Genomic DNA, 18,635 nt, shown 5'->3' with positions numbered 1-18,635 from the left:
TTAAAAAATATTCTCCGAAAAAACCATGATTTGATATCATGGTTTTTTTATTTTTTTTAGTTCAGAAAGCTTTTTATTATTAAATTTGTGTTAAAGGCTATACCTGAATGAAGAAAATTCTATCTTTTCTATTTTTAATTCTGTTTTTCACCTCTACACTTGCACAATTGGATAGAGAACACTGGTTTGCGCCCATGGTAGACCGTACAGGAAATTCAAATCCCAATCAGAAATTATATCTTTCTACTAACCGTACTACGCCTTTTCCGGTAGAAATTTATAACAACAATACTTTAATTGCCACGGCAACAATCAGCAAAGGAAATCCTCAAAAAGTTGATATTTTAAGAGATTATATTATTACATCCCAGCAGACAGATCTTTTTACCCCAACAACCAAAGGACTTTATGTAAAAGCAGAATTTCCTTTCTACGCCAACCTAAGATTTTCGGTATTTAATCATGCTGAAATTATTACTTCAAAAGGAATTCCTTCCACCGGAAAAACTTTTTATGCAGCCAATGCACCAATCTCCGTGAGTAATTCAATCCTGAATTTTATGACGAGTGTTCTGGCAACTGAAGACAATACTACGGTTACCATAACAGGGTACAAACCCACCGTACAGTTTTCAAACGGAACCACCGGAGCAACAAACCCTACGATTACTTTCAATTTAAATAAAGGACAATCTTACATCATCGACGGAATCGGAAATATTACAGGAAACTTTGACGGATTTATCGGTGCCAAAATTACAGCCAATAAAAACATCAACGTCACCAATGGAAATTTCAATGGACAATATGCAGGAAATTATCCTCAGAGTTCTGATATTCTCATGGATCAGTCAGTTCCGGTAGACCGCTTAGGAAATGAATTCGCTTTGGTAAAAGGCAACGGAAGTATAGGATCAAACATGGAAGGTGCTTTGGTAATTGCCACCGAAGACAATACGGAAATCCGTGTGAATAACGAAGTTGTTCCTGTTGCTACTTTAAACACAGGGCAATATTTTATGATTCCTGATTCCAAATATCAGCTTCAGGGGAGCGGACATTATAATTTATACATTAAAACAACCAAGAACGTCTATATTTATCAGGTTCTTGCGGGTGCGAGTACCGCAGGAAATGAAGTGGCAACAGGCGGATTCAATTTTATTCCTGCTCTGAACTGTTACTTACCGAAACAGATTAACGAACTTGGATTAATTGATGAAAACTTTGTGTATTCCAACGGGAATCCGAATGGTATTTTAAATGTTCCCACAAAATTAAATCTCATCACAGAAAGAGGTGCAGTAGTTACCGTAAATGGAGTTACACCCCCGATTTCAACAGGTCCTTTCAATATGACGGGAACTCTTAACTGGGTAACTTACGGCATTCCGAATACCGCAGGAACAGTAACCGTTGTTTCGTCTAAAGCGATAACAGCGGGAATTAATGCGGGAAGTGATGCAGTAGGATATGGCGGTTTTTTTGCTGGATTTCCCACGCAGCCTGTAATTTTAAAATCCGGTGGAGACTGTGCTCCGGGAATTGTACTTACGGTAGATCCTGTAATTTATGACACCTATCAATGGTATGTTGGCGGAGTTTTAATTCCGGGAGCTACAGGAGCTTCTTACTCGCCCACTCAGTCCGGTTATTATACCTGCTCGGTAACAATGGGAAGCTGCGCCCCTTTAATTACTGCACAATACAAAGTACAGAACTGTACAAAATTGTCTAACGCTGCTTACGATGTTTGTACAACAAAAACAATTACTCCCGCATTTACCAGTTCTACCCAGACTCCGGTTCCTTCCACGGTTGCTGTGCTTACGGCTCCAACCTTAGGAACAGCGACAGTAAATGCAACCACGGGAATCATCACGTATACCGTTACTAATCCCGGGACTGCAGGAACAGATACATTTACTTATACATTTTGTGGAAACAATCCTGACTTTCCAGACTGTGAAACGGTAACTGTTACTATCAACATTCAGGCTTTAACGGTTAATAATGTAACATTAAAAGTTTGTGATAACGGTTCCGGACAGGGAGTATTTAATTTAACCTCAGCAAATATTACCAGTAATTCTCCGGTAACGATTACCTATTATACGAATCTGTTGGATGCCCAGAACGAAACTCCGGGAACAGCAATTACCAATACGACTTCTTACACTGCCGCAAACGGAACTATTGTTTATGCTGTGGTAAAAAATAATCTTGGATGTAAAGCAATAGCTCAGATTACACTTAATCTTTATCCTTTCGCAAACGTTGTTAACAATTATACAGGGACTTTTTGTGATGATAATCTGGACGGAACAGTAAACATTATCCTGTCAAATATCACACCTCTTGTTTTAAGCAATACCACTTATTTTACGAATGTAAGATATTACGCCAACCTAACGGATGCCAACGCAGGAAACACGAATACTTTACCCAATAACTGGTCTTATACAACAACCACTACAATTTATATAAGAGTGGATTCTCCGGACGGCTGTCCTCCTGTTGTGAAGCCGCTTGTTTTCGTTATTGGAAATAAAATTCCTTTAATTAAAACCACGCATGCTGTTACGATGTGTGATGACAATCTGGACGGAACTAAAATTATTGACCTGATGCCTTATATCAGTCAGTTTACAACAGATCCGTCTGTTACAGTAACTTTTCATCCTACGCTTCCGGATGCTCAGAATAATACGGCACAGATCGTAAATCCAATGAATTTATCAGGAACTCAGACGATTTTTATAAGATTTGAAAAATCCGGAGTATGCCCTAATATTGCTTCAATCACTGTAACGGTAAAAACTCCGAAATCTTCACTGATTCTGAAAGATAAAATAATCTGTCCTAAAACATTTACCACTTTAGATGCAGGACCTGGATTCGACAGTTACTTATGGAGTACAGGAGCTACCACATCATCCATAGGCAATGTTGCACCCGGAAATTATTGGGTAGACCTTACTGCAGAAGGCTGTACTTACAGACAAAGCGTAACCGTTGCAGAATCTTCCCTTCCTGTTATCACAATGATTGAAATTAATGGAAGTACAGTTACAGTAGGAGCAAGTGGCGGAACTCCGCCTTATGAATATTCTCTGGACGGTGTAAACTGGCAGAGCTCAAATGTTTTCATGAATGTGCCGAGAGGAAATCATATTCTTCACATTCGGGATACAAATCGATGCGAAGAAGTCACAAGACCTTTTGTCATTATAAATCTTATCAATACGATTACGCCCAACCTTGACGGCTACAATGATGCGATAAATTATTCTGACCTGATGAATTATGACAATGTAATTTTCCGAATTTTCGACCGATATGGTGCAGAAGTATTTCGTGGAGCACCATCCAATAAGTTTACATGGGACGGAAAAATCGGAGGAAGACATGTAAATACAGCTACGTATTGGTATTTCATCAGCTGGACAGAATTTGGGGGTACCACAACAGTAAAATATACGAGCTGGCTTTTGGTAAAGAATTATTAAATTAGTTGAAGAATCCGTAAGAGTTTTCACACATTTTAAATTTGTAAGCATACTTATAACATTCATTAACAATTCCGAATTAAAGTTTAATATAACTTTAACCTGTTTTCACTACTAAAATAGGTATAGCTTGTTGGTTTTCTGCGTAATTTTGCGGTATATATGAAGAAGCTATTTACTCTGCTGCTTTTAGTTTTTCTGGCAAAAATTAATGCACAAACATACTCCGGAGAAGTTTTTCTAAGAGATAATTCAGTTTTATATCTAAACCAGATGTATGTTACGAATCTTACCACACTGAAAACTGTTTTAAGTGATTATAATGGTGATTTTTCTATTTCTGCCAATCCGGGCGATGTCATCCGCTTCACTTCCATTATTACAGAGCGAAAAGATATTAAACTTACTCCTGAAATGATGGATCAGAAAAATCTGGTTGAGCTGAAGGTGGCGTATCATGATATTCAGGAGGTTGTAATCAGCCGTTTTAAGCCTACCGGAAATTTACGGTATGATGTTAATTCTATAAGAAAAGAAGATAAGGCTTTAGCCATTAAAAAAGTAATTGGTCTTCCGGAGCCTAAAGGAGACGGAACTCCGCCACAACTTCCTGTTGCTGGTCTGCGGGACGGTGGACTTACCTTCAGCCTGGAAAGCATTTATGATATTTTATCCGGAGAAAGAAAGAAAAAGCAGCGTTATGTAGCCTATGAAAGAATGAATAATTCTGTAACACAGATTAAAAATTATTTAGGGAAAGATTACTTTACAAAATTCAAAATTCCTGAAAACCTAATAGATAATTTCCTGCAGTTTGTCTATAGTTCAGAAAATATAGAACCTTACGTTCTTGCCGGAAATTTTGATGCAATAAAAATCCCGATAGAAAAATATCTTCCGATTTACCAAAGACGATTAAGAAATTCTCATCTTCAGGATGTCCTGAAATAAAATTTCATATCATACAAACAAAAAATATGTACATTTTCCAACCGGGATGTACATTTTTTTGTTTTACTTAAAATTATTTTTAAATTTAGAAAAAATTGAATGTTCATTACGATTGAAGTAATTTGCCCTGCAATTTTGAATACTAATACCCTAAAAATAAATCAATTAAACGAGAAAAATATTTACTTTTACACTTTAATACCAGTGAATGAAAAAGCTATTTATTTTTTTTAGTATGACTCTGTGCATCATTCTTTCTGCTCAGTCGAAAGGGAAAGATTACAGTGAAATTTTAAAAAGTAAAAATATTTACGAAATTAATGCTTTCCTGAGGGATGCCCATCCTGATGATCCGCGGAGATCTGTCCTGAAACCCCGCGTGATGGAAATGATGAAAGAATACATAAAAAACGCACAGCCCGGAGACCAGAAAGTAAAGCAAATGCAGGACTGGCTTGCCATGCTGAAGAGAAGACCTTCTACCAAAATATCTTTCGATGAGATGAATGCCATCATCAAACAAAAACAGATTGCAAAATATCAGAAAGAACTGCAGGTTGGACAATCTGCTGTAGTTTATACACCAAGCAATCCAAAAAACGTTTATATCGCTCCTGCTTTTTCTGCTACACCATCTGTAAACCCGAAACCTGCTGAAGCAATTCCTGATACGGAAGCTTCAGAATTTAATATGCTTATGGCAGAAAATCCGGCAGAGCATAAAAATAAGACCGTAAAGATCCTGAATTCTCTTTTTGATAACGATCCCAATGCGAAAGAATGTATCGTGATGATAGAGAATAAATCCGACTGTAATATTATTGTACGTATGGAAGGAATCGGCACTACAAAATACAGACTTCCTGTGCCTTCGCACGGAGACAATTCGATTGTGATACAGAAAGGCGATTATCTTTTTACAAGTATAGTATGCGGAGCCCAGTATGCATCCCAGAAAACGATTCAGAAACCTTTAATGGTGGCTTTGGGAAGTTCTGCCAGAAAATAATCTTTTTCAGATTTAAAAATGAAGCATTTGCTTAAAATTCGCTATTTTTGCAGGATTTTATAAATTTCTCATGGGTAAAAATAAATTAGCAAGATTCGCAGAAAACAAAATATTACCAAACGTTATTCAGCCAACAAGAGAAGATGCTTTAAACGGGTTCGATCTTAAAGGAAAATGGAGAACGGATTTCTTTAAAAACGACAATCCTATCGTTTTGGAATTGGGTTGTGGAAAAGGTGAATATTCGGTGGGGCTTGCAAAAACATTTCCAGAGAAGAATTTTATCGGAGTTGATATTAAAGGGGCAAGATTCTGGTTCGGCGCTAAAGAAGCCGTAGAAAACGGCATGAAGAATGTAGCATTCTTAAGAACACAAATTGAGCTTGTAGACTATTTTTTTGCAGAAAATGAGGTTGATGAAATCTGGATTACTTTCCCTGATCCGCAGATTAAGTACAAAAGAACCAAACATAGGTTAACTCACCCCGATTTTTTAGACAGATATAAAAAGTTTCTGAAACCCGGCGGCATTGTTCATCTGAAAACAGATTCGGAATTTCTTCACGGATATACTTTAGGATTTTTGCAGGGAGCAGGTTATGAAATCATTACTGCTCATCACGATATATACGGAGCCTTGGAATATGATCCGAATACTCCGCATTTGAGAGATATAAAAACCTATTACGAGGAACTTTTCTCAGCAAAAGGAAAAACAATAACATATATTAAATTCAGGATTAATTAAACAAAAAAGATGATGAAAAAAGACATTATTATTTCGAAAAACACTTTATAAAATCTGATTTATCTTTACATTTTTACGTAAATAAATTACTTGAAAATTATTAAGGCTGCAGACTTCTGCATCCTTTTACCACTGTATAAAAACACAAAAATTATTCAAAAAGAATAAGATAAATCATGAAAAAAATTCTGTTGGTAATTTCAACAACACTTCTCGTGTGCTGCAATTCAGCAAGCGTACAAAACCATTCGCAAAATATATTAGAAAGTAAAAATATTGCTGAAATTGAAAACTACCTGAAAACAGCTCATCCCGATGATCCCAAAAGGAGCGTACTAAAATCCAAACTGATTGCTTTAAAAAACTCGGAATGGACTAAAGGAAAGAAAGATGCCAAACCAATGACTGCAAGACCTATTATTTCCGAGATTTCTAATAACTTAATGAGAAACTCTAATGCAGCGGAAACAGAAGAATTTAAACGTCTGATTGCCTCGACCCCGGCTGAACATAAAGATAAAACCGTAAAACTGCTTAATGCGATGTTTAATGAAGATATCAGCAGCAAAGAAGTTATTCTTTTGTTTAAAAATAATTCAGACTGCAATATTGTTTTAAGAATTCAGGGAAAGGATTTTTATAATTTGGCAGTTCCGGCGAAAGGTGAAAACTCCATTGTTATCAATAAAGGAAATTATACACTTACAAGTCATGTTTGTGATGTTTTATATTCTTCTCAGAAAGACATCAGGAAAAGTATTTTTTTAACCATTAATAATCCGGTACAAACTGAAAATAAAGCAATGTTGGGAAGCAAGTAATTTTTAAATTTACACTAAGAAAATTTCGTATGAAAAAATTTTTCCCTTCAGTTTTTATTATTCTTGTTTTAAGCAGTTGTGAAGCCACCCATTACAGAACGACAAACAATTCTGTGAAGAGTACGCCGCCTACTTCTGCAGGTGTGCGGAATCCATCTGCTAATCAGACTGAATTAGAATATCAGACTTTAATAAAAACATATAAATCGGAAACAGCAGCCGTTCTAACAGATCTTCTAAATGGTTCGGAAGACAGCCCGAATACTTCGATTACAGTTGAAAATAATTCGCGCTGTAATATGGTTCTTACGATCAGCGGTAACAATTATTTCAAGAAAATTCCGATTGGCGCCAATAAAATAGGTTCTGCAATGGTTCCGAAAAACCAAAACTACAATATTTCTGGAATGGTTTGTAATTCAGTTTACAATAAAACAAAGTTCATCAGTTCATCTTATAATGTGAAGGTTTCTAATTAGCAAAAAATATTTTATCAAAAAAATAGTGACATATTAAATTATTCATTACATTTGAAAAAGATCATTGCGGAATCCGAAAAGCATACAGAGTAGGAAAATTACAAATTAAGAACTATGAAAAATTTGAAAAAAGTTTCAAGAAAAGAATTGAGAACAATTAAAGGAGGTTATAGAAAATGTAGTGACGGCTGTAATGAAGAAACTGAAATATGCTGTGCAGGAGTATGCAGAATAGGTGTAGATAATCCAAATTTCCCAGGAATGCTTGTTTGCCCTTAATAGACATAAACAAAAAAACGTCGAATCTAAGATTCGACGTTTTTCTATAGTAAAGAAAACCTTTAATTATTCAGCATCAAAGTCAGCATCTTTATCAGCAGATACTACTTCTCCTTCTTCTTTAGATTTTTCTTTATCAGCTTTTCTCTGAGACTGACCTTCTTTGATAGATTCAGAAACTACGCTAAGAATCATATCGATAGATTTAGAAGCATCATCGTTTCCTGGGATAACGAAATCTACTTTTCTTGGGTCAGAGTTGGTATCAACAATACCGAAAACCGGAATACCTAATTTCTTAGCTTCAGTTACCGCGATGTGTTCTCTCATGATATCTACTACGAATACAGCAGATGGAAGTCTCACCATGTCTGCGATAGAACCTAAGTTCTTCTCAAGGTTAGCTCTTTGTCTGTCTACCTGTAATCTTTCTTTTTTAGATAAAGTTTCGAACGTTCCATCTTTTTTCATTTTGTCGATAGAGTTCATTTTTTTAACAGCCTTTCTGATAGTAACAAAGTTTGTTAACATACCTCCCGGCCATCTTTCTGTAATATAAGGCATATTAAGTTCAGAAGCGTGTTTTGCAACAACTTCTTTCGCCTGCTTCTTAGTAGCTACGAAAAGAACTTTTTTGCCTGCAGAAGTTAATTTTTCTAAAGCGTTACAAGCTTCATCCAATTTAACAGCTGTTTTATGTAAGTCTACAATGTGAATACCATTTTTCTCCATAAAAATGTATGGAGCCATATTTGGATTCCACTTTCTAGTCATGTGACCGAAGTGTACACCAGCCTCTAGAAGGTCTTTTACATTTGCTTTTGCCATGTTTTTTGTTTTTGTTAGTTTACTTTCCGTCTTTTAAACAATCAACAACTTCTTTAGATGGGAGAAGCGTTTGGATGCTAAACGTAACGGGCAATTGGCGTTTTGCTTTTTGCTTGTGGCAATTGGCTTTTCGCCGAGATTAAGTTTAAATAAAAATTAATACATTTCTGTAGCAAACAACCATAAGCCATTCGCCAACAGCAAATCTTAACGTTTTGAGAATTGGAATCTCTTTCTTGCTTTTTTCTGACCTGGCTTCTTTCTTTCCACCATTCTTGCGTCTCTTGTAAGTAAACCAGCAGGCTTCAATGCTAATCTGAACTCAGCGTTGATTTCGCATAAAGCTCTTGAAATACCTAATCTGATAGCTTCTGCCTGACCTGTATTTCCACCACCGAATACGTTTACGGTAACGTCATACTGACCAACAGTTTCAGAAAGGATAAATGGTTGGTTTAATTTGTAAACCATTACATCTGTAGAGAAGTATTCTTTAGCATCTTTACCGTTTACTGTAATGTTACCAGTTCCTGGCTTTACATAAACTCTTGCTACAGAAGTTTTTCTTCTTCCGATTTTGTGAACTGTAGACATATTAATTATTTAAATTCGTTAACATTAATTGTTTTAGGCTGTTGAGCTTCATGTTTGTGCTCAGTTCCTTCATATAAGTAAAGATTCTTAAGGATCGCAGCTCCAAGTCTGTTTTTAGGCAACATTCCTTTTACTGATTTTTCCAATACTTTTAAAGAATCTTTCTTTTGAAGTTCAGCCGCAGTCATAGACTTCTGTCCTCCAGGGTAACCTGTATGCCAGATATAAGTCTTGTCGTTCCACTTGTTTCCGGAAAGAGTTACTTTCCCAGCGTTCAAAACGATTACGTTATCACCACAATCTACGTGAGGTGTGTAGTTCGTTTTGTGCTTACCTCTCAAAATCTTTGCAACCGTAGAAGCTAGTCTTCCCAACGGTTGTCCTTCAGCGTCTACCACAACCCATTCTTTATTAGCAGTAGCTTTGTTCGCTGAAACAGTTTTGTAACTTAATGTATTCACACGTTTTAGTTAAAGATTAAACATAATTTTCCCCTAAAAGGGTGTGCAAAGGTACAAATTATTTTTAGAATGCAAAAACATATTTTATTTTAATAGGCTGATTATCTGTTCAACGCTAACAGAATGATAAAGTTAACAGCTGTAAATTGACTCTTTCGCTAAAGAATAAAGAATTAATAAATAACATGATAAATTCAGCAATAACCCTAAATTTCAAATTTATTTAAAGATAAATATTAATTAAATTTAATATTTTCCTCAAAAACATATCGATTTGATTATTTAATTTCTTTAAATAATTATATTTGCTGAAATCCATAATTATATCATGAGCCACGGAAAAATTAGAGAAGATAAAACGTGTCTTAACTGCGGACACCATGTTGAAGAAAGATTCTGCCCTCATTGCGGACAGGAAAACACGGAGCCCAAACAACCGTTCCATTATCTTTTCACTCATTTCATTGAAGACTTTACCCATTATGACGGGCAGTTCTGGAAAACCATAAAATATCTGCTCACGCGTCCCGGGAGATTAACTAAAGAATATCTTGCAGGAAAGCGACAACTGTATGTGGCTCCCGTAAAACTATATATCTTCATCAGTTTTATTACTTTTTTCCTTCCTACTCTATTTTCTGGTTCAGAAGAAGAACTTTCAGAACAGGACAAAAAGGAACAGATTTTAAAAGAAAAAGAACAGGATGATAAGATTACAAAGTTTACGGACAGTCTGAAATATTCAATCCAAAAAAATCAGCTGAAAGAAGAGAAACCTTTTGAACAAAATAAAGATATAAAAATCACTCAAATCAATGGAAACAGCATTGAAACGGATGCATTAGGAATGACAGAAAACGGCAAAATGAGCATTTTAGGAGCGACTACGATGAATCAGTATGACTCTTTAAGCATCATAAATCAGGATAAAAAGCCTGTATATGTGTTTATGAAACCTTTTGCGAAAAAAATATTTCATTTTCAGGAACGGGGATTAAAAAAAGATGAGATTTTCGACAAATTCAAGGAAACCATGGTACACACACTTCCAAAAGCATTATTTGTCTATCTTCCTATTTTTGCCTTTTTTCTTTGGGTGTTTCACAATAAAAAGAAATGGTGGTATTTTGATCATGGTATTTTTACGCTTCATTATTTTTCCTTTTTATTGTTGAGCATCCTGATTATGATATTCATTTCACATCTAGCATCATTTCTGCCGGATAATAATTTCTTCAGTATTCTGGGATTTTTCTTCTATTCAGCAGCAATTATTTATATGCTGGTATATTTTTTTGCAGCACATCACAGAGTTTATGAAAATGCCCGAAGCATAAGTGTTGTAAAAGGAATACTTTTATTTATTGTAAATTTATTCGGGCTTTTCTGTATGTTCCTAATATTGATGTATGTAAGTTTTATAACAATGCATTAATCGCGCAGTGTTTTACTGGCTCTGAAACTTGCAATTAAATAATACGCCACAAAAACCGTCGAAAATTTCAGGACGGAAGGAATAGCCAGTTCAATATTAAAAATTAAAGCTCCCACAAGAACTAAAATTCCCATGGCAACAAATGACAATCCCAGCTTTTGGGGCAAAGTAAAATTGGGCGTATCCAGATAATAGGCAACTCCCCATGCAAAACCAAAGGCAATGGCATAATAAATGTCGAGTCCGATATTTTCTGAACTGTAAAAGAAATAATTGATTAAAAAACTCAGAATCGTTCCGAGTGCGAAATACAGCAATGCCTTTTTCATACCTTATTTAATGTGATGCAAAATTATAGAAATTAATGATATCATTCTGTGAAAGATTTTCTGAGAAATCAGCGGCGTAACTTCTAAGCAGTTATCATTTCTAACAAATGTTAGTTTAAATGAAGTTCAAAATAATTAATCAAACCAAATTAACTTAATAATTTACAATACATTAACATTAAACATCGGGTTTCTATTTTATTATTATATTTGGAAATTCAGAAATTTTCTAAATCTTTTATGGAAACCCAAAAATATACTCCAAAAAATAAAGTCAGAATCGTGACGGCTGCGTCGCTATTCGACGGTCATGATGCTGCCATTAATATTATGCGCCGTGTCATTCAGGGAACAGGATGTGAAGTTATCCACCTTGGACACGACAAATCGGCTGAAGAAGTAGTAAATACTGCGATTCAGGAAGATGCAAATGCCATTGCATTAACCTCTTATCAGGGTGGTCACAATGAATATTTCAAATATATCTATGACCTTTTAAGAGAGAAAAACTCTCCGCAGATCAAAATTTTCGGTGGTGGCGGCGGTGTAATTCTACCGGAAGAAATCGAAGATATCATGTCTTACGGAATCGACCGAATTTATTCTCCGGACGACGGCCGTGAACTTGGTTTGCAGGGAATGATTGATGATTTGGTTCAAAAATCAGACTTCGCAACAGGAAAAGATGTTGATGTAAAAGATCTGGATTCCATCAGTTTTGAAAATTCGACAAGTATTGCGAAAATCATTTCAGCAGTTGAAAATTTTTCAGAAGAAAAACCTGAGCTGGTAAAAGCGATCGACGAAAAATCAAAAGACTTACATATTCCGATTATCGGGATCACAGGAACCGGAGGAGCCGGAAAATCTTCTTTAACAGACGAATTGGTAAGACGTTTCCTGCGTTCAAACACCGATAAAAAAATTGCGATTATCTCAATTGACCCTTCGAAAAAGAAAACAGGAGGTGCACTTTTGGGGGACAGAATCCGTATGAATGCAATCAATGATCCAAGAGTTTATATGCGTTCGATGGCAACGAGAGAAAACAACGTTTCTGTTTCTCCGTTCATTCATTCTGCATTAAATGTTTTGAAACTGGCTCATCCTGATGTTATTATCCTTGAAACTTCAGGAATTGGGCAATCCGGATCGGAAGTTTCCGATTTTGCGGATGTTTCGATGTATGTGATGACTCCGGAGTATGGAGCTTCCACACAGCTGGAAAAAATCGATATGTTGGATTATGCAGATTTGGTTGCTTTAAATAAATCTGACAAACGTGGCGCTCTTGACGCCCTTCAAGCCGTAAGAAAACAGTTCCAGAGAAACCATTTGCTGTGGGAACAGCCATTGGATGAAATGCCGGTTTATGCCACAAAGGCATCTCAGTTCAACGACCACGGAACGACGGAATTATACAACAGACTGGTTTCTAAAGTCAACGATAAATTTGCTGATTTAAATTTAAAAACATTTGTTGAACAGGAAGTTACCGACGAAGTAACGATTATTCCGCCAAAGAGAGTCCGTTATCTTTCCGAAATCATTGAAAACAACAGACAATACGATGCGAATGTTGAAAAGCAGGCTGAGTTAGCAAGAAAAATGTATCATATTGAAGGGGTTAAAAATTTCCTTTCCAATGAAACTTTAGATGCTGAATATCAGAAAGCTGAAAAAGAACTTCAACAGGAAAACATCGACTTCCTTAAAACATGGGATGATACGAAAGAAGCTTTCAAAGCTGAATTTTATTCCTATTTCGTAAGAGGAAAAGAAATTAAGGTTGAAACCTCAACAGAATCTTTATCTCACCTAAGAATTCCGAAAATTGCATTACCAAAATACAATGACTGGGGTGATCTGATCAAATGGAAAGGTCAGGAAAATCTTCCGGGAAGTTTCCCATACACTGCAGGAATTTATCCTTTCAAAAGAACCGGAGAAGATCCAACGAGAATGTTTGCCGGAGAAGGAGGTCCTGAAAGAACCAACAGAAGATTCCACTACGTTTCTGCAGAAATGCCTGCAAAACGTTTATCTACGGCTTTTGACTCGGTAACTCTTTACGGACAGGATCCTGCTTTACCGCCGGATATTTATGGTAAAATCGGAAATGCGGGCGTTTCTATTGCTACTTTGGACGATGCTAAAAAACTATATTCAGGTTTTGATCTGGTGAATGCATTAACTTCGGTTTCAATGACAATTAACGGACCTGCACCGATGTTGTTGGCTTTCTTTATGAATGCAGCCATCGATCAAAATGTGGAGAAATATATTGTTGAGCATAAGCTTGAAGCAAAGGTTGAGGAAGTTTTAAAAGCAAAATTCGACGATAAAGGTTTAGAAAGACCAAAATACAACGGAGAATTGCCTCCTTCCAATAACGGTTTAGGTTTAAAACTACTGGGAATTACAGGAGATGAAGTAATTCCTGCCGATGTGTATGCAGAAATTAAAGCAAAAACCATTGCAACTGTTCGTGGAACCGTTCAGGCAGATATTTTAAAGGAAGATCAGGCTCAGAATACTTGTATTTTCTCTACTGAATTTGCTTTGAGATTAATGGGCGATGTTCAGGAATATTTCATCAAAGAAAAAGTAAGAAACTTCTACTCTGTTTCCATTTCAGGATATCACATTGCGGAAGCAGGAGCCAATCCGGTTTCTCAGTTGGCATTTACTTTGGCAAATGGTTTCACGTATGTTGAATATTATCTGTCAAGAGGAATGGATATCAACGATTTTGCACCAAATTTATCGTTCTTCTTCTCGAATGGTATCGACCCTGAATATTCGGTAATCGGACGTGTGGCAAGAAGAATCTGGGCAAAAGCAATGAAACTGAAATACGGAGCAGACGAAAGAAGCCAGATGCTGAAATACCACATTCAGACTTCAGGACGTTCTCTTCACGCGCAGGAAATTGACTTCAACGATATCAGAACAACTTTACAGGCGTTGTATGCAATTTACGACAACTGTAATTCATTGCACACGAATGCTTATGACGAGGCAATTACGACTCCTACTGAGCAATCGGTAAGAAGAGCGATGGCAATTCAGTTGATTATCAATAAAGAATTAGGATTGGCGAAAAACGAAAATCCACTACAAGGTTCATTTATTATTGAAGAATTAACGGATCTGGTGGAAGAAGCTGTTTACGCAGAATTCGACAGAATTACAGAAAGAGGCGGCGTTTTGGGTGCAATGGAAACGATGTACCAACGTTCAAAAATTCAGGAAGAATCGATGCATTACGAATGGCTGAAACACACCGGAGAATATCCGATCATCGGAGTGAACACGTTCTTAGGAAAAGACGGTTCGCCAACAGTTCGTCCGGGAGAAGTCATCCGTTCAACAGAGGAAGAAAAGCAGTTCCAGATTGAAATGCTTCATAATTTCCAGAAATCCAATGAAGACAAATCGGAAGCCGCTTTGAAAACCCTGCAACACGCCGCAATCAATCAGCAAAACTTATTCGAAGTGATGATGGATGCCGTGAAATACTGCTCTCTTGGGCAAATTACCAATGCTTTGTTTGAAGTGGGTGGAAAGTACAGAAGAAATATGTAGCTTCGACTTTGCTCAGCTGCCTTTTTACGATTTATAAATCAAACCTCAGAGAATTTTCTTTGAGGTTTTTATACTTTTATAGACTAATCATCCATTTAAACCGTTAGTAAAATAAAATAAACAACCATCATGAAAATATTTTTAAGAAAAAATGTACTATTTGTATTCCTATGTTTATCTGCCATTTTATTTGCCCAGAAGCGAACGGAAGATTTTACGATTACCCCGCCTTTTCAAAAAGCAGAGAAAAGCTATTATAAAACCATTACAATTATTGATGCCAGAATTGATACAACAGCCGTTGGAATTGTGCAGCAGGGCGCATTGAATGCAAAAGCCAGAGTAGTTCCTACGTCTCCCCTTTCTGATCAGTTTCAAAATGTTCTAAACAGCATAAACGGAGAAAATGCAGAAAACGGAAATCTGGTTTTATATCTTAAACAATTGTATTTTGCTGAAGTCTCAAAAGCATTTACTGAGTTGGGATACTGTTATTTCCAGAGTTTCCTTTTTGCAAAAAATGATGACGGAACCTATTCTTTACTTGAAAAAACAGATACTGTGACAGAGCATAAATCAGCCGATGTAACGAAAGAAATCCTAAGAAAAGGCAGCGAAATGCTGGGAGAATTCATTACCGAAAATGCAGCGAAAAAACCTAATACAACAGAGCGTTACACATGGGAACAGCTTAAAAATTTTGATGATGTCTATAAACAATCAATCAGCCTCTTCAATTCTTCTGAATTGAAAGACGGACTGTACAAAGATTATACTTCTCTGAAAAACCAGCAGCCTCAACAGGAAATCAGCAGCGTTAAATTTTACGGAAACCAACCCAAAATTCACAGAATATTTGAAACAGCAGACGGAAAAGAAAAAGAAATAAAGAAAGATGATGTATATGCCCTGGTTTACAAAGGAGAATTATATGTTTATCTTCCTATCGAAAATCTTTTCACGAAGGCAGAAAAAAGAGACAATGACTATTATTTCGTCGGAAAATTAAGATCCGGAAGTCCCAATATTGGAAATTTAAGCATCGGAATGTTTTTCGGCGTTGTGGGAGTCTTAATGACATCAAATCCGGCTTATCCTTTTGAACAGAAAATAGATTATCTCAACGGAGCATTTATTCCCGTTAAAGAAATTCAGTCGAAAAAATATTAACAGTAAATAAATTCAGGTAAAATTCTAATCTTGAATCTATATGAAATATTATCCTTCAAAATCTTGGAGGATTTTTTATATTTGATGCCAATTAAATAAAACATTCCATGAAAAAAATTCTTTTGCTGTTCGTTTTTTGGCAATCCTTTATTTTTGCTCAGAAGAACAATGAGTTATTGGTTTTAAGTGCAGTCGTTAAAGACAAGGTTATTCCCAATGCACAAATTATCTTCCAGAAAAACGGAGAAACTTCAGAAACGGTCAATACGGATGCTTCAGGAAAAGCCGTTATTCCTCCACAGTTTGTTGATGCCAACAATGAGATCACTTTAATCATCAAAAAAGAAGGCTATTCCACATTGGTTACAAAAGGTCCTTTTGGCGGTCTGACGTACGCTTTAAGTCCTGTTATGGAAGATCTGGATGGAATGAGAATCGTTTTAAGCTGGGGAAAATCTCCTTCTGATCTGGATTCGCATCTTTCTTATCCGAACAATCATATTTGCTATTATCACAAAGAAGGAACAAACGCCAATCTTGATGTAGACGATACAGACAGTTTTGGTCCTGAAACTATTACGATTGAAAAAAGAGCTCAAAACAAGAAATATATTTATGCGGTTCATGATTATTCCGATAAAAACAGAATGGATAATGATAACCTTTCCAATATAAGCAATGCAAAAGTTTATGTTTATATAGGAAACACCCTGATTAAAAGTTATGATGTGCCAAAATATAAAAAAGGGACAGTTTGGGTTGTTTTTATGATTGATGAATCCGGAAACATTATTGATATCAATAATTTTGAAAATTCTGCTTCATGGGAAGGCGTGAGAAGCTTATTAAGTAACTACCGGTCTTCTTCAACACCAAGTAATTCTATCACCGAAAACTACAGACAGACAGCGTTCGACATTAATAAACAGGGCGAAAATTTTTATCATTCCGGCAGAATAGAACAGGCGGTTAATTATTATCAACTAGCGTTGGAATATAATCCTTTCGACGGGCAGATCTACAGTAATCTCGGACTTGCGTTCAGCAAAATCGGAAGAAACGCAGAAGCGATATGGGCAAATCGTGAAGCCATTAAATTTGCAGCCGACAATACGATTAAAGCAAATTCTTATTATAATATTGCGAAAATTTACGAAAACAGCGGACAATTTTCTGAAGCCCTTTATTATTATGGCTTAGCGAAAGAAAATAAGGAAAATCAGGTCTACGATAAAGCTATTCTGAGAGTAAAATCAAAAATGAGATAATGAAAAAATTACTTTTATTGTTCATTCTGATTTCAGATTTTATCTTCTCACAAGGTCCATCCAACATTGCGACCGCCAATCGTGATCTTTGGAATTTACCCATGAAAAGCAGTAAAGATTTTGATGTTGCTTCCAAAATGGAAATGCTGGTGTTTCTGGAAACATTCACTGAAATTAATGCTTCCAACGAAACGGAATTATTCAAAACTTTAGCCGTAAAAGACGGAACTTCCGAAGGGGTAAAAATCTGGAAAAAACAGACTCAGGATCGTCTGGTTCAAAATTTTAAAAGCTTAGAGGCAAATGCGCTTTCGGAGGTAGTTTCTGTAAAGACAAATCCCACTTATCCGGAACTGGTTTTGGTAACAAAAAAGCTTTCAGGCGGATTACCTGAAAATCTAAAAAACTGGTATCAGAATTCTAAAAGTTTTTATAAAACATATATTTTAGAGTGCCTGCGGCTGGCTGCAAAATCCAATAAAAGGACAAGCGAAATCAACACATTAGATCCAAGCGAGAAAAATGGTTTTGAACTAAATGACAAAAATTATCTTCTCACGTTCGATGATGGTCCGACTCTAAAAAACGGTCATACAGATCAGTTGATTCACGTTTTAAAAGAGCAAAACTTAACAGGTATTTTCTTTTTATCGGGAGATAAGTTACAACAGAGAATTGCTGCAAACAGCAAAAACAGTGTTTCATCTATGTACGGAGAAAACTGGATCGGCTCTCACAGTATGGTTCATAAATCGCATCAGTATCTTCCCGACTGGAAATTACAGATTGACGAAAGCAATGGTATTGTTAAAGATGTTTTTGATTTTAATCATAAGACGTTTTATTTTCGTCCGCCTTATGGACAAAGAAGCAAGGAGATGATACAATATCTAATAAAAAACAAGCAGCCTGTTCTTTTGTGGAATATCGATTCGCAGGACTGGAGTGAAAAAATATCTTCACAACAGGTCTCTTCAAGAGTTATTACGCTGATGCTTTTATGGAGAAAGGGAATTATCTTGTTTCACGATGTTCATCCTAAAGCTGAAATTGCAGTTCCTGCGATTAATGAATATTTTAAGGATTGTCCCGTTAAATGGCTAACACCTGAAGAAATAAAGTAACAACAAACCCCTCACAGAAATTCTATGAAGGGGTTTATTATA

The 18,635-nt window shown here is 36.1% G+C and carries 16 protein-coding genes; 12 read left to right on the top strand and 4 right to left on the bottom strand.

The genetic code is table 11. From position 1 onward, the window contains the following. Positions 1 to 107 precede the first annotated feature (107 nt). The 7 genes from AC52CF_RS01205 to AC52CF_RS01175 all read left to right on the top strand — a co-directional run bounded on the left by AC52CF_RS01205 (position 108) and on the right by AC52CF_RS01175 (position 7,796). Complete coding sequence (locus AC52CF_RS01205; RefSeq protein WP_496517741.1) at positions 108 to 3,509, top strand: FIDD domain-containing protein; 3,402 nt, start codon at positions 108 to 110, stop codon at positions 3,507 to 3,509. A 162-nt stretch (positions 3,510 to 3,671) separates the two neighbouring features. Continuing rightward, positions 3,672 to 4,460, top strand: a complete 789-nt coding sequence (locus AC52CF_RS01200; protein WP_496517740.1) for a hypothetical protein — start codon at positions 3,672 to 3,674, stop codon at positions 4,458 to 4,460. 208 nt (positions 4,461 to 4,668) lie between these two features. Then, a complete protein-coding gene (locus tag AC52CF_RS01195) occupies positions 4,669 to 5,469 on the top strand; it encodes a DUF6759 domain-containing protein (protein ID WP_214587439.1) in 801 nt (266 codons plus the stop codon). 70 nt (positions 5,470 to 5,539) lie between these two features. Then, positions 5,540 to 6,217: a tRNA (guanosine(46)-N7)-methyltransferase TrmB gene (gene trmB, locus AC52CF_RS01190; RefSeq protein ID WP_214587440.1), complete on the top strand. Its 678-nt coding sequence runs from the start codon at positions 5,540 to 5,542 to the stop codon at positions 6,215 to 6,217. A 176-nt stretch (positions 6,218 to 6,393) separates the two neighbouring features. Beyond that, complete coding sequence (locus AC52CF_RS01185) at positions 6,394 to 7,038, top strand: DUF6759 domain-containing protein (protein WP_214587441.1); 645 nt, start codon at positions 6,394 to 6,396, stop codon at positions 7,036 to 7,038. A gap of 29 nt (positions 7,039 to 7,067) precedes the next feature. Next, entirely contained in the window at positions 7,068 to 7,517 is a 450-nt protein-coding gene (locus tag AC52CF_RS01180; protein ID WP_214587442.1) for a DUF6759 domain-containing protein, read from the top strand. 114 nt (positions 7,518 to 7,631) lie between these two features. Then, on the top strand, positions 7,632 to 7,796 hold the full coding sequence (locus tag AC52CF_RS01175) for a bacteriocin-like protein (RefSeq protein WP_214587443.1): 165 nt from the start codon (positions 7,632 to 7,634) through the stop codon (positions 7,794 to 7,796). Between the two features lie 66 nt (positions 7,797 to 7,862). Here the strand turns inward: AC52CF_RS01175 and rpsB are convergent, their stop codons facing one another. From rpsB to rplM, 3 genes are all read right to left on the bottom strand, one after another. After that, on the bottom strand, positions 7,863 to 8,624 hold the full coding sequence (gene rpsB / locus AC52CF_RS01170) for a 30S ribosomal protein S2 (RefSeq protein ID WP_076396348.1): 762 nt from the start codon (positions 8,622 to 8,624) through the stop codon (positions 7,863 to 7,865). A 207-nt stretch (positions 8,625 to 8,831) separates the two neighbouring features. Beyond that, positions 8,832 to 9,218: a 30S ribosomal protein S9 gene (gene rpsI / locus AC52CF_RS01165; RefSeq protein ID WP_072883409.1), complete on the bottom strand. Its 387-nt coding sequence runs from the start codon at positions 9,216 to 9,218 to the stop codon at positions 8,832 to 8,834. Between the two features lie 5 nt (positions 9,219 to 9,223). Further along, positions 9,224 to 9,679 carry a 50S ribosomal protein L13 gene (gene rplM, locus AC52CF_RS01160; protein WP_027381190.1) on the bottom strand — a complete coding sequence of 152 codons (456 nt, stop codon included), beginning with the start codon at positions 9,677 to 9,679 and terminating at the stop codon, positions 9,224 to 9,226. A 328-nt stretch (positions 9,680 to 10,007) separates the two neighbouring features. Between rplM and AC52CF_RS01155 the strand changes: the two genes are divergently transcribed. Next, positions 10,008 to 11,114, top strand: a complete 1,107-nt coding sequence (locus AC52CF_RS01155; RefSeq protein ID WP_214587444.1) for a DUF3667 domain-containing protein — start codon at positions 10,008 to 10,010, stop codon at positions 11,112 to 11,114. Here the strand turns inward: AC52CF_RS01155 and AC52CF_RS01150 are convergent. After that, positions 11,111 to 11,443: a hypothetical protein gene (locus AC52CF_RS01150; protein WP_214587445.1), complete on the bottom strand. Its 333-nt coding sequence runs from the start codon at positions 11,441 to 11,443 to the stop codon at positions 11,111 to 11,113. The genes AC52CF_RS01155 and AC52CF_RS01150 overlap by 4 nt on opposite strands. A gap of 240 nt (positions 11,444 to 11,683) precedes the next feature. Here AC52CF_RS01150 and AC52CF_RS01145 point away from each other — a divergent pair, with 240 nt between their 5' ends. From AC52CF_RS01145 to AC52CF_RS01130, 4 genes are all read left to right on the top strand, one after another. Next, positions 11,684 to 15,031: a methylmalonyl-CoA mutase family protein gene (locus tag AC52CF_RS01145; protein WP_290265672.1), complete on the top strand. Its 3,348-nt coding sequence runs from the start codon at positions 11,684 to 11,686 to the stop codon at positions 15,029 to 15,031. Between the two features lie 129 nt (positions 15,032 to 15,160). Next, positions 15,161 to 16,201 (top strand): hypothetical protein, encoded by a 1,041-nt coding sequence (locus AC52CF_RS01140; protein WP_290265674.1) that lies wholly within the window; start codon positions 15,161 to 15,163, stop codon positions 16,199 to 16,201. 107 nt (positions 16,202 to 16,308) lie between these two features. Next, the gene (locus AC52CF_RS01135; RefSeq protein ID WP_214587448.1) at positions 16,309 to 17,469 is read left to right on the top strand and encodes a DUF2135 domain-containing protein; all 1,161 of its coding nucleotides are present in this window, start codon (positions 16,309 to 16,311) and stop codon (positions 17,467 to 17,469) included. Continuing rightward, positions 17,469 to 18,593 (top strand): polysaccharide deacetylase family protein, encoded by a 1,125-nt coding sequence (locus tag AC52CF_RS01130; protein WP_214587449.1) that lies wholly within the window; start codon positions 17,469 to 17,471, stop codon positions 18,591 to 18,593. Before AC52CF_RS01135 ends, AC52CF_RS01130 begins: the two co-directional genes overlap by 1 nt. Positions 18,594 to 18,635 lie beyond the last annotated feature (42 nt).

The sequence above is a fragment of the Chryseobacterium sp. 2P genome (assembly GCF_059579425.1).
This window is presented reverse-complemented; position numbering and strand designations above follow the sequence as displayed.

Bases quoted from the DNA above. Each gene is read 5' to 3' on its own strand.
- AC52CF_RS01205 (WP_496517741.1), top strand. From the start codon at position 108: ATGAAGAAAATTCTATCTTTTCTATTTTTAATTCTGTTTTTCACCTCT.
- AC52CF_RS01200 (WP_496517740.1), top strand. From the start codon at position 3,672: ATGAAGAAGCTATTTACTCTGCTGCTTTTAGTTTTTCTGGCAAAAATT.
- AC52CF_RS01195 (WP_214587439.1), top strand. From the start codon at position 4,669: ATGAAAAAGCTATTTATTTTTTTTAGTATGACTCTGTGCATCATTCTT.
- trmB (WP_214587440.1), top strand. From the start codon at position 5,540: ATGGGTAAAAATAAATTAGCAAGATTCGCAGAAAACAAAATATTACCA.
- AC52CF_RS01185 (WP_214587441.1), top strand. From the start codon at position 6,394: ATGAAAAAAATTCTGTTGGTAATTTCAACAACACTTCTCGTGTGCTGC.
- AC52CF_RS01180 (WP_214587442.1), top strand. From the start codon at position 7,068: ATGAAAAAATTTTTCCCTTCAGTTTTTATTATTCTTGTTTTAAGCAGT.
- AC52CF_RS01175 (WP_214587443.1), top strand. From the start codon at position 7,632: ATGAAAAATTTGAAAAAAGTTTCAAGAAAAGAATTGAGAACAATTAAA.
- rpsB (WP_076396348.1), bottom strand. From the start codon at position 8,624: ATGGCAAAAGCAAATGTAAAAGACCTTCTAGAGGCTGGTGTACACTTC.
- rpsI (WP_072883409.1), bottom strand. From the start codon at position 9,218: ATGTCTACAGTTCACAAAATCGGAAGAAGAAAAACTTCTGTAGCAAGA.
- AC52CF_RS01155 (WP_214587444.1), top strand. From the start codon at position 10,008: ATGAGCCACGGAAAAATTAGAGAAGATAAAACGTGTCTTAACTGCGGA.
- AC52CF_RS01150 (WP_214587445.1), bottom strand. From the start codon at position 11,443: ATGAAAAAGGCATTGCTGTATTTCGCACTCGGAACGATTCTGAGTTTT.
- AC52CF_RS01145 (WP_290265672.1), top strand. From the start codon at position 11,684: ATGGAAACCCAAAAATATACTCCAAAAAATAAAGTCAGAATCGTGACG.
- AC52CF_RS01140 (WP_290265674.1), top strand. From the start codon at position 15,161: ATGAAAATATTTTTAAGAAAAAATGTACTATTTGTATTCCTATGTTTA.
- AC52CF_RS01135 (WP_214587448.1), top strand. From the start codon at position 16,309: ATGAAAAAAATTCTTTTGCTGTTCGTTTTTTGGCAATCCTTTATTTTT.
- AC52CF_RS01130 (WP_214587449.1), top strand. From the start codon at position 17,469: ATGAAAAAATTACTTTTATTGTTCATTCTGATTTCAGATTTTATCTTC.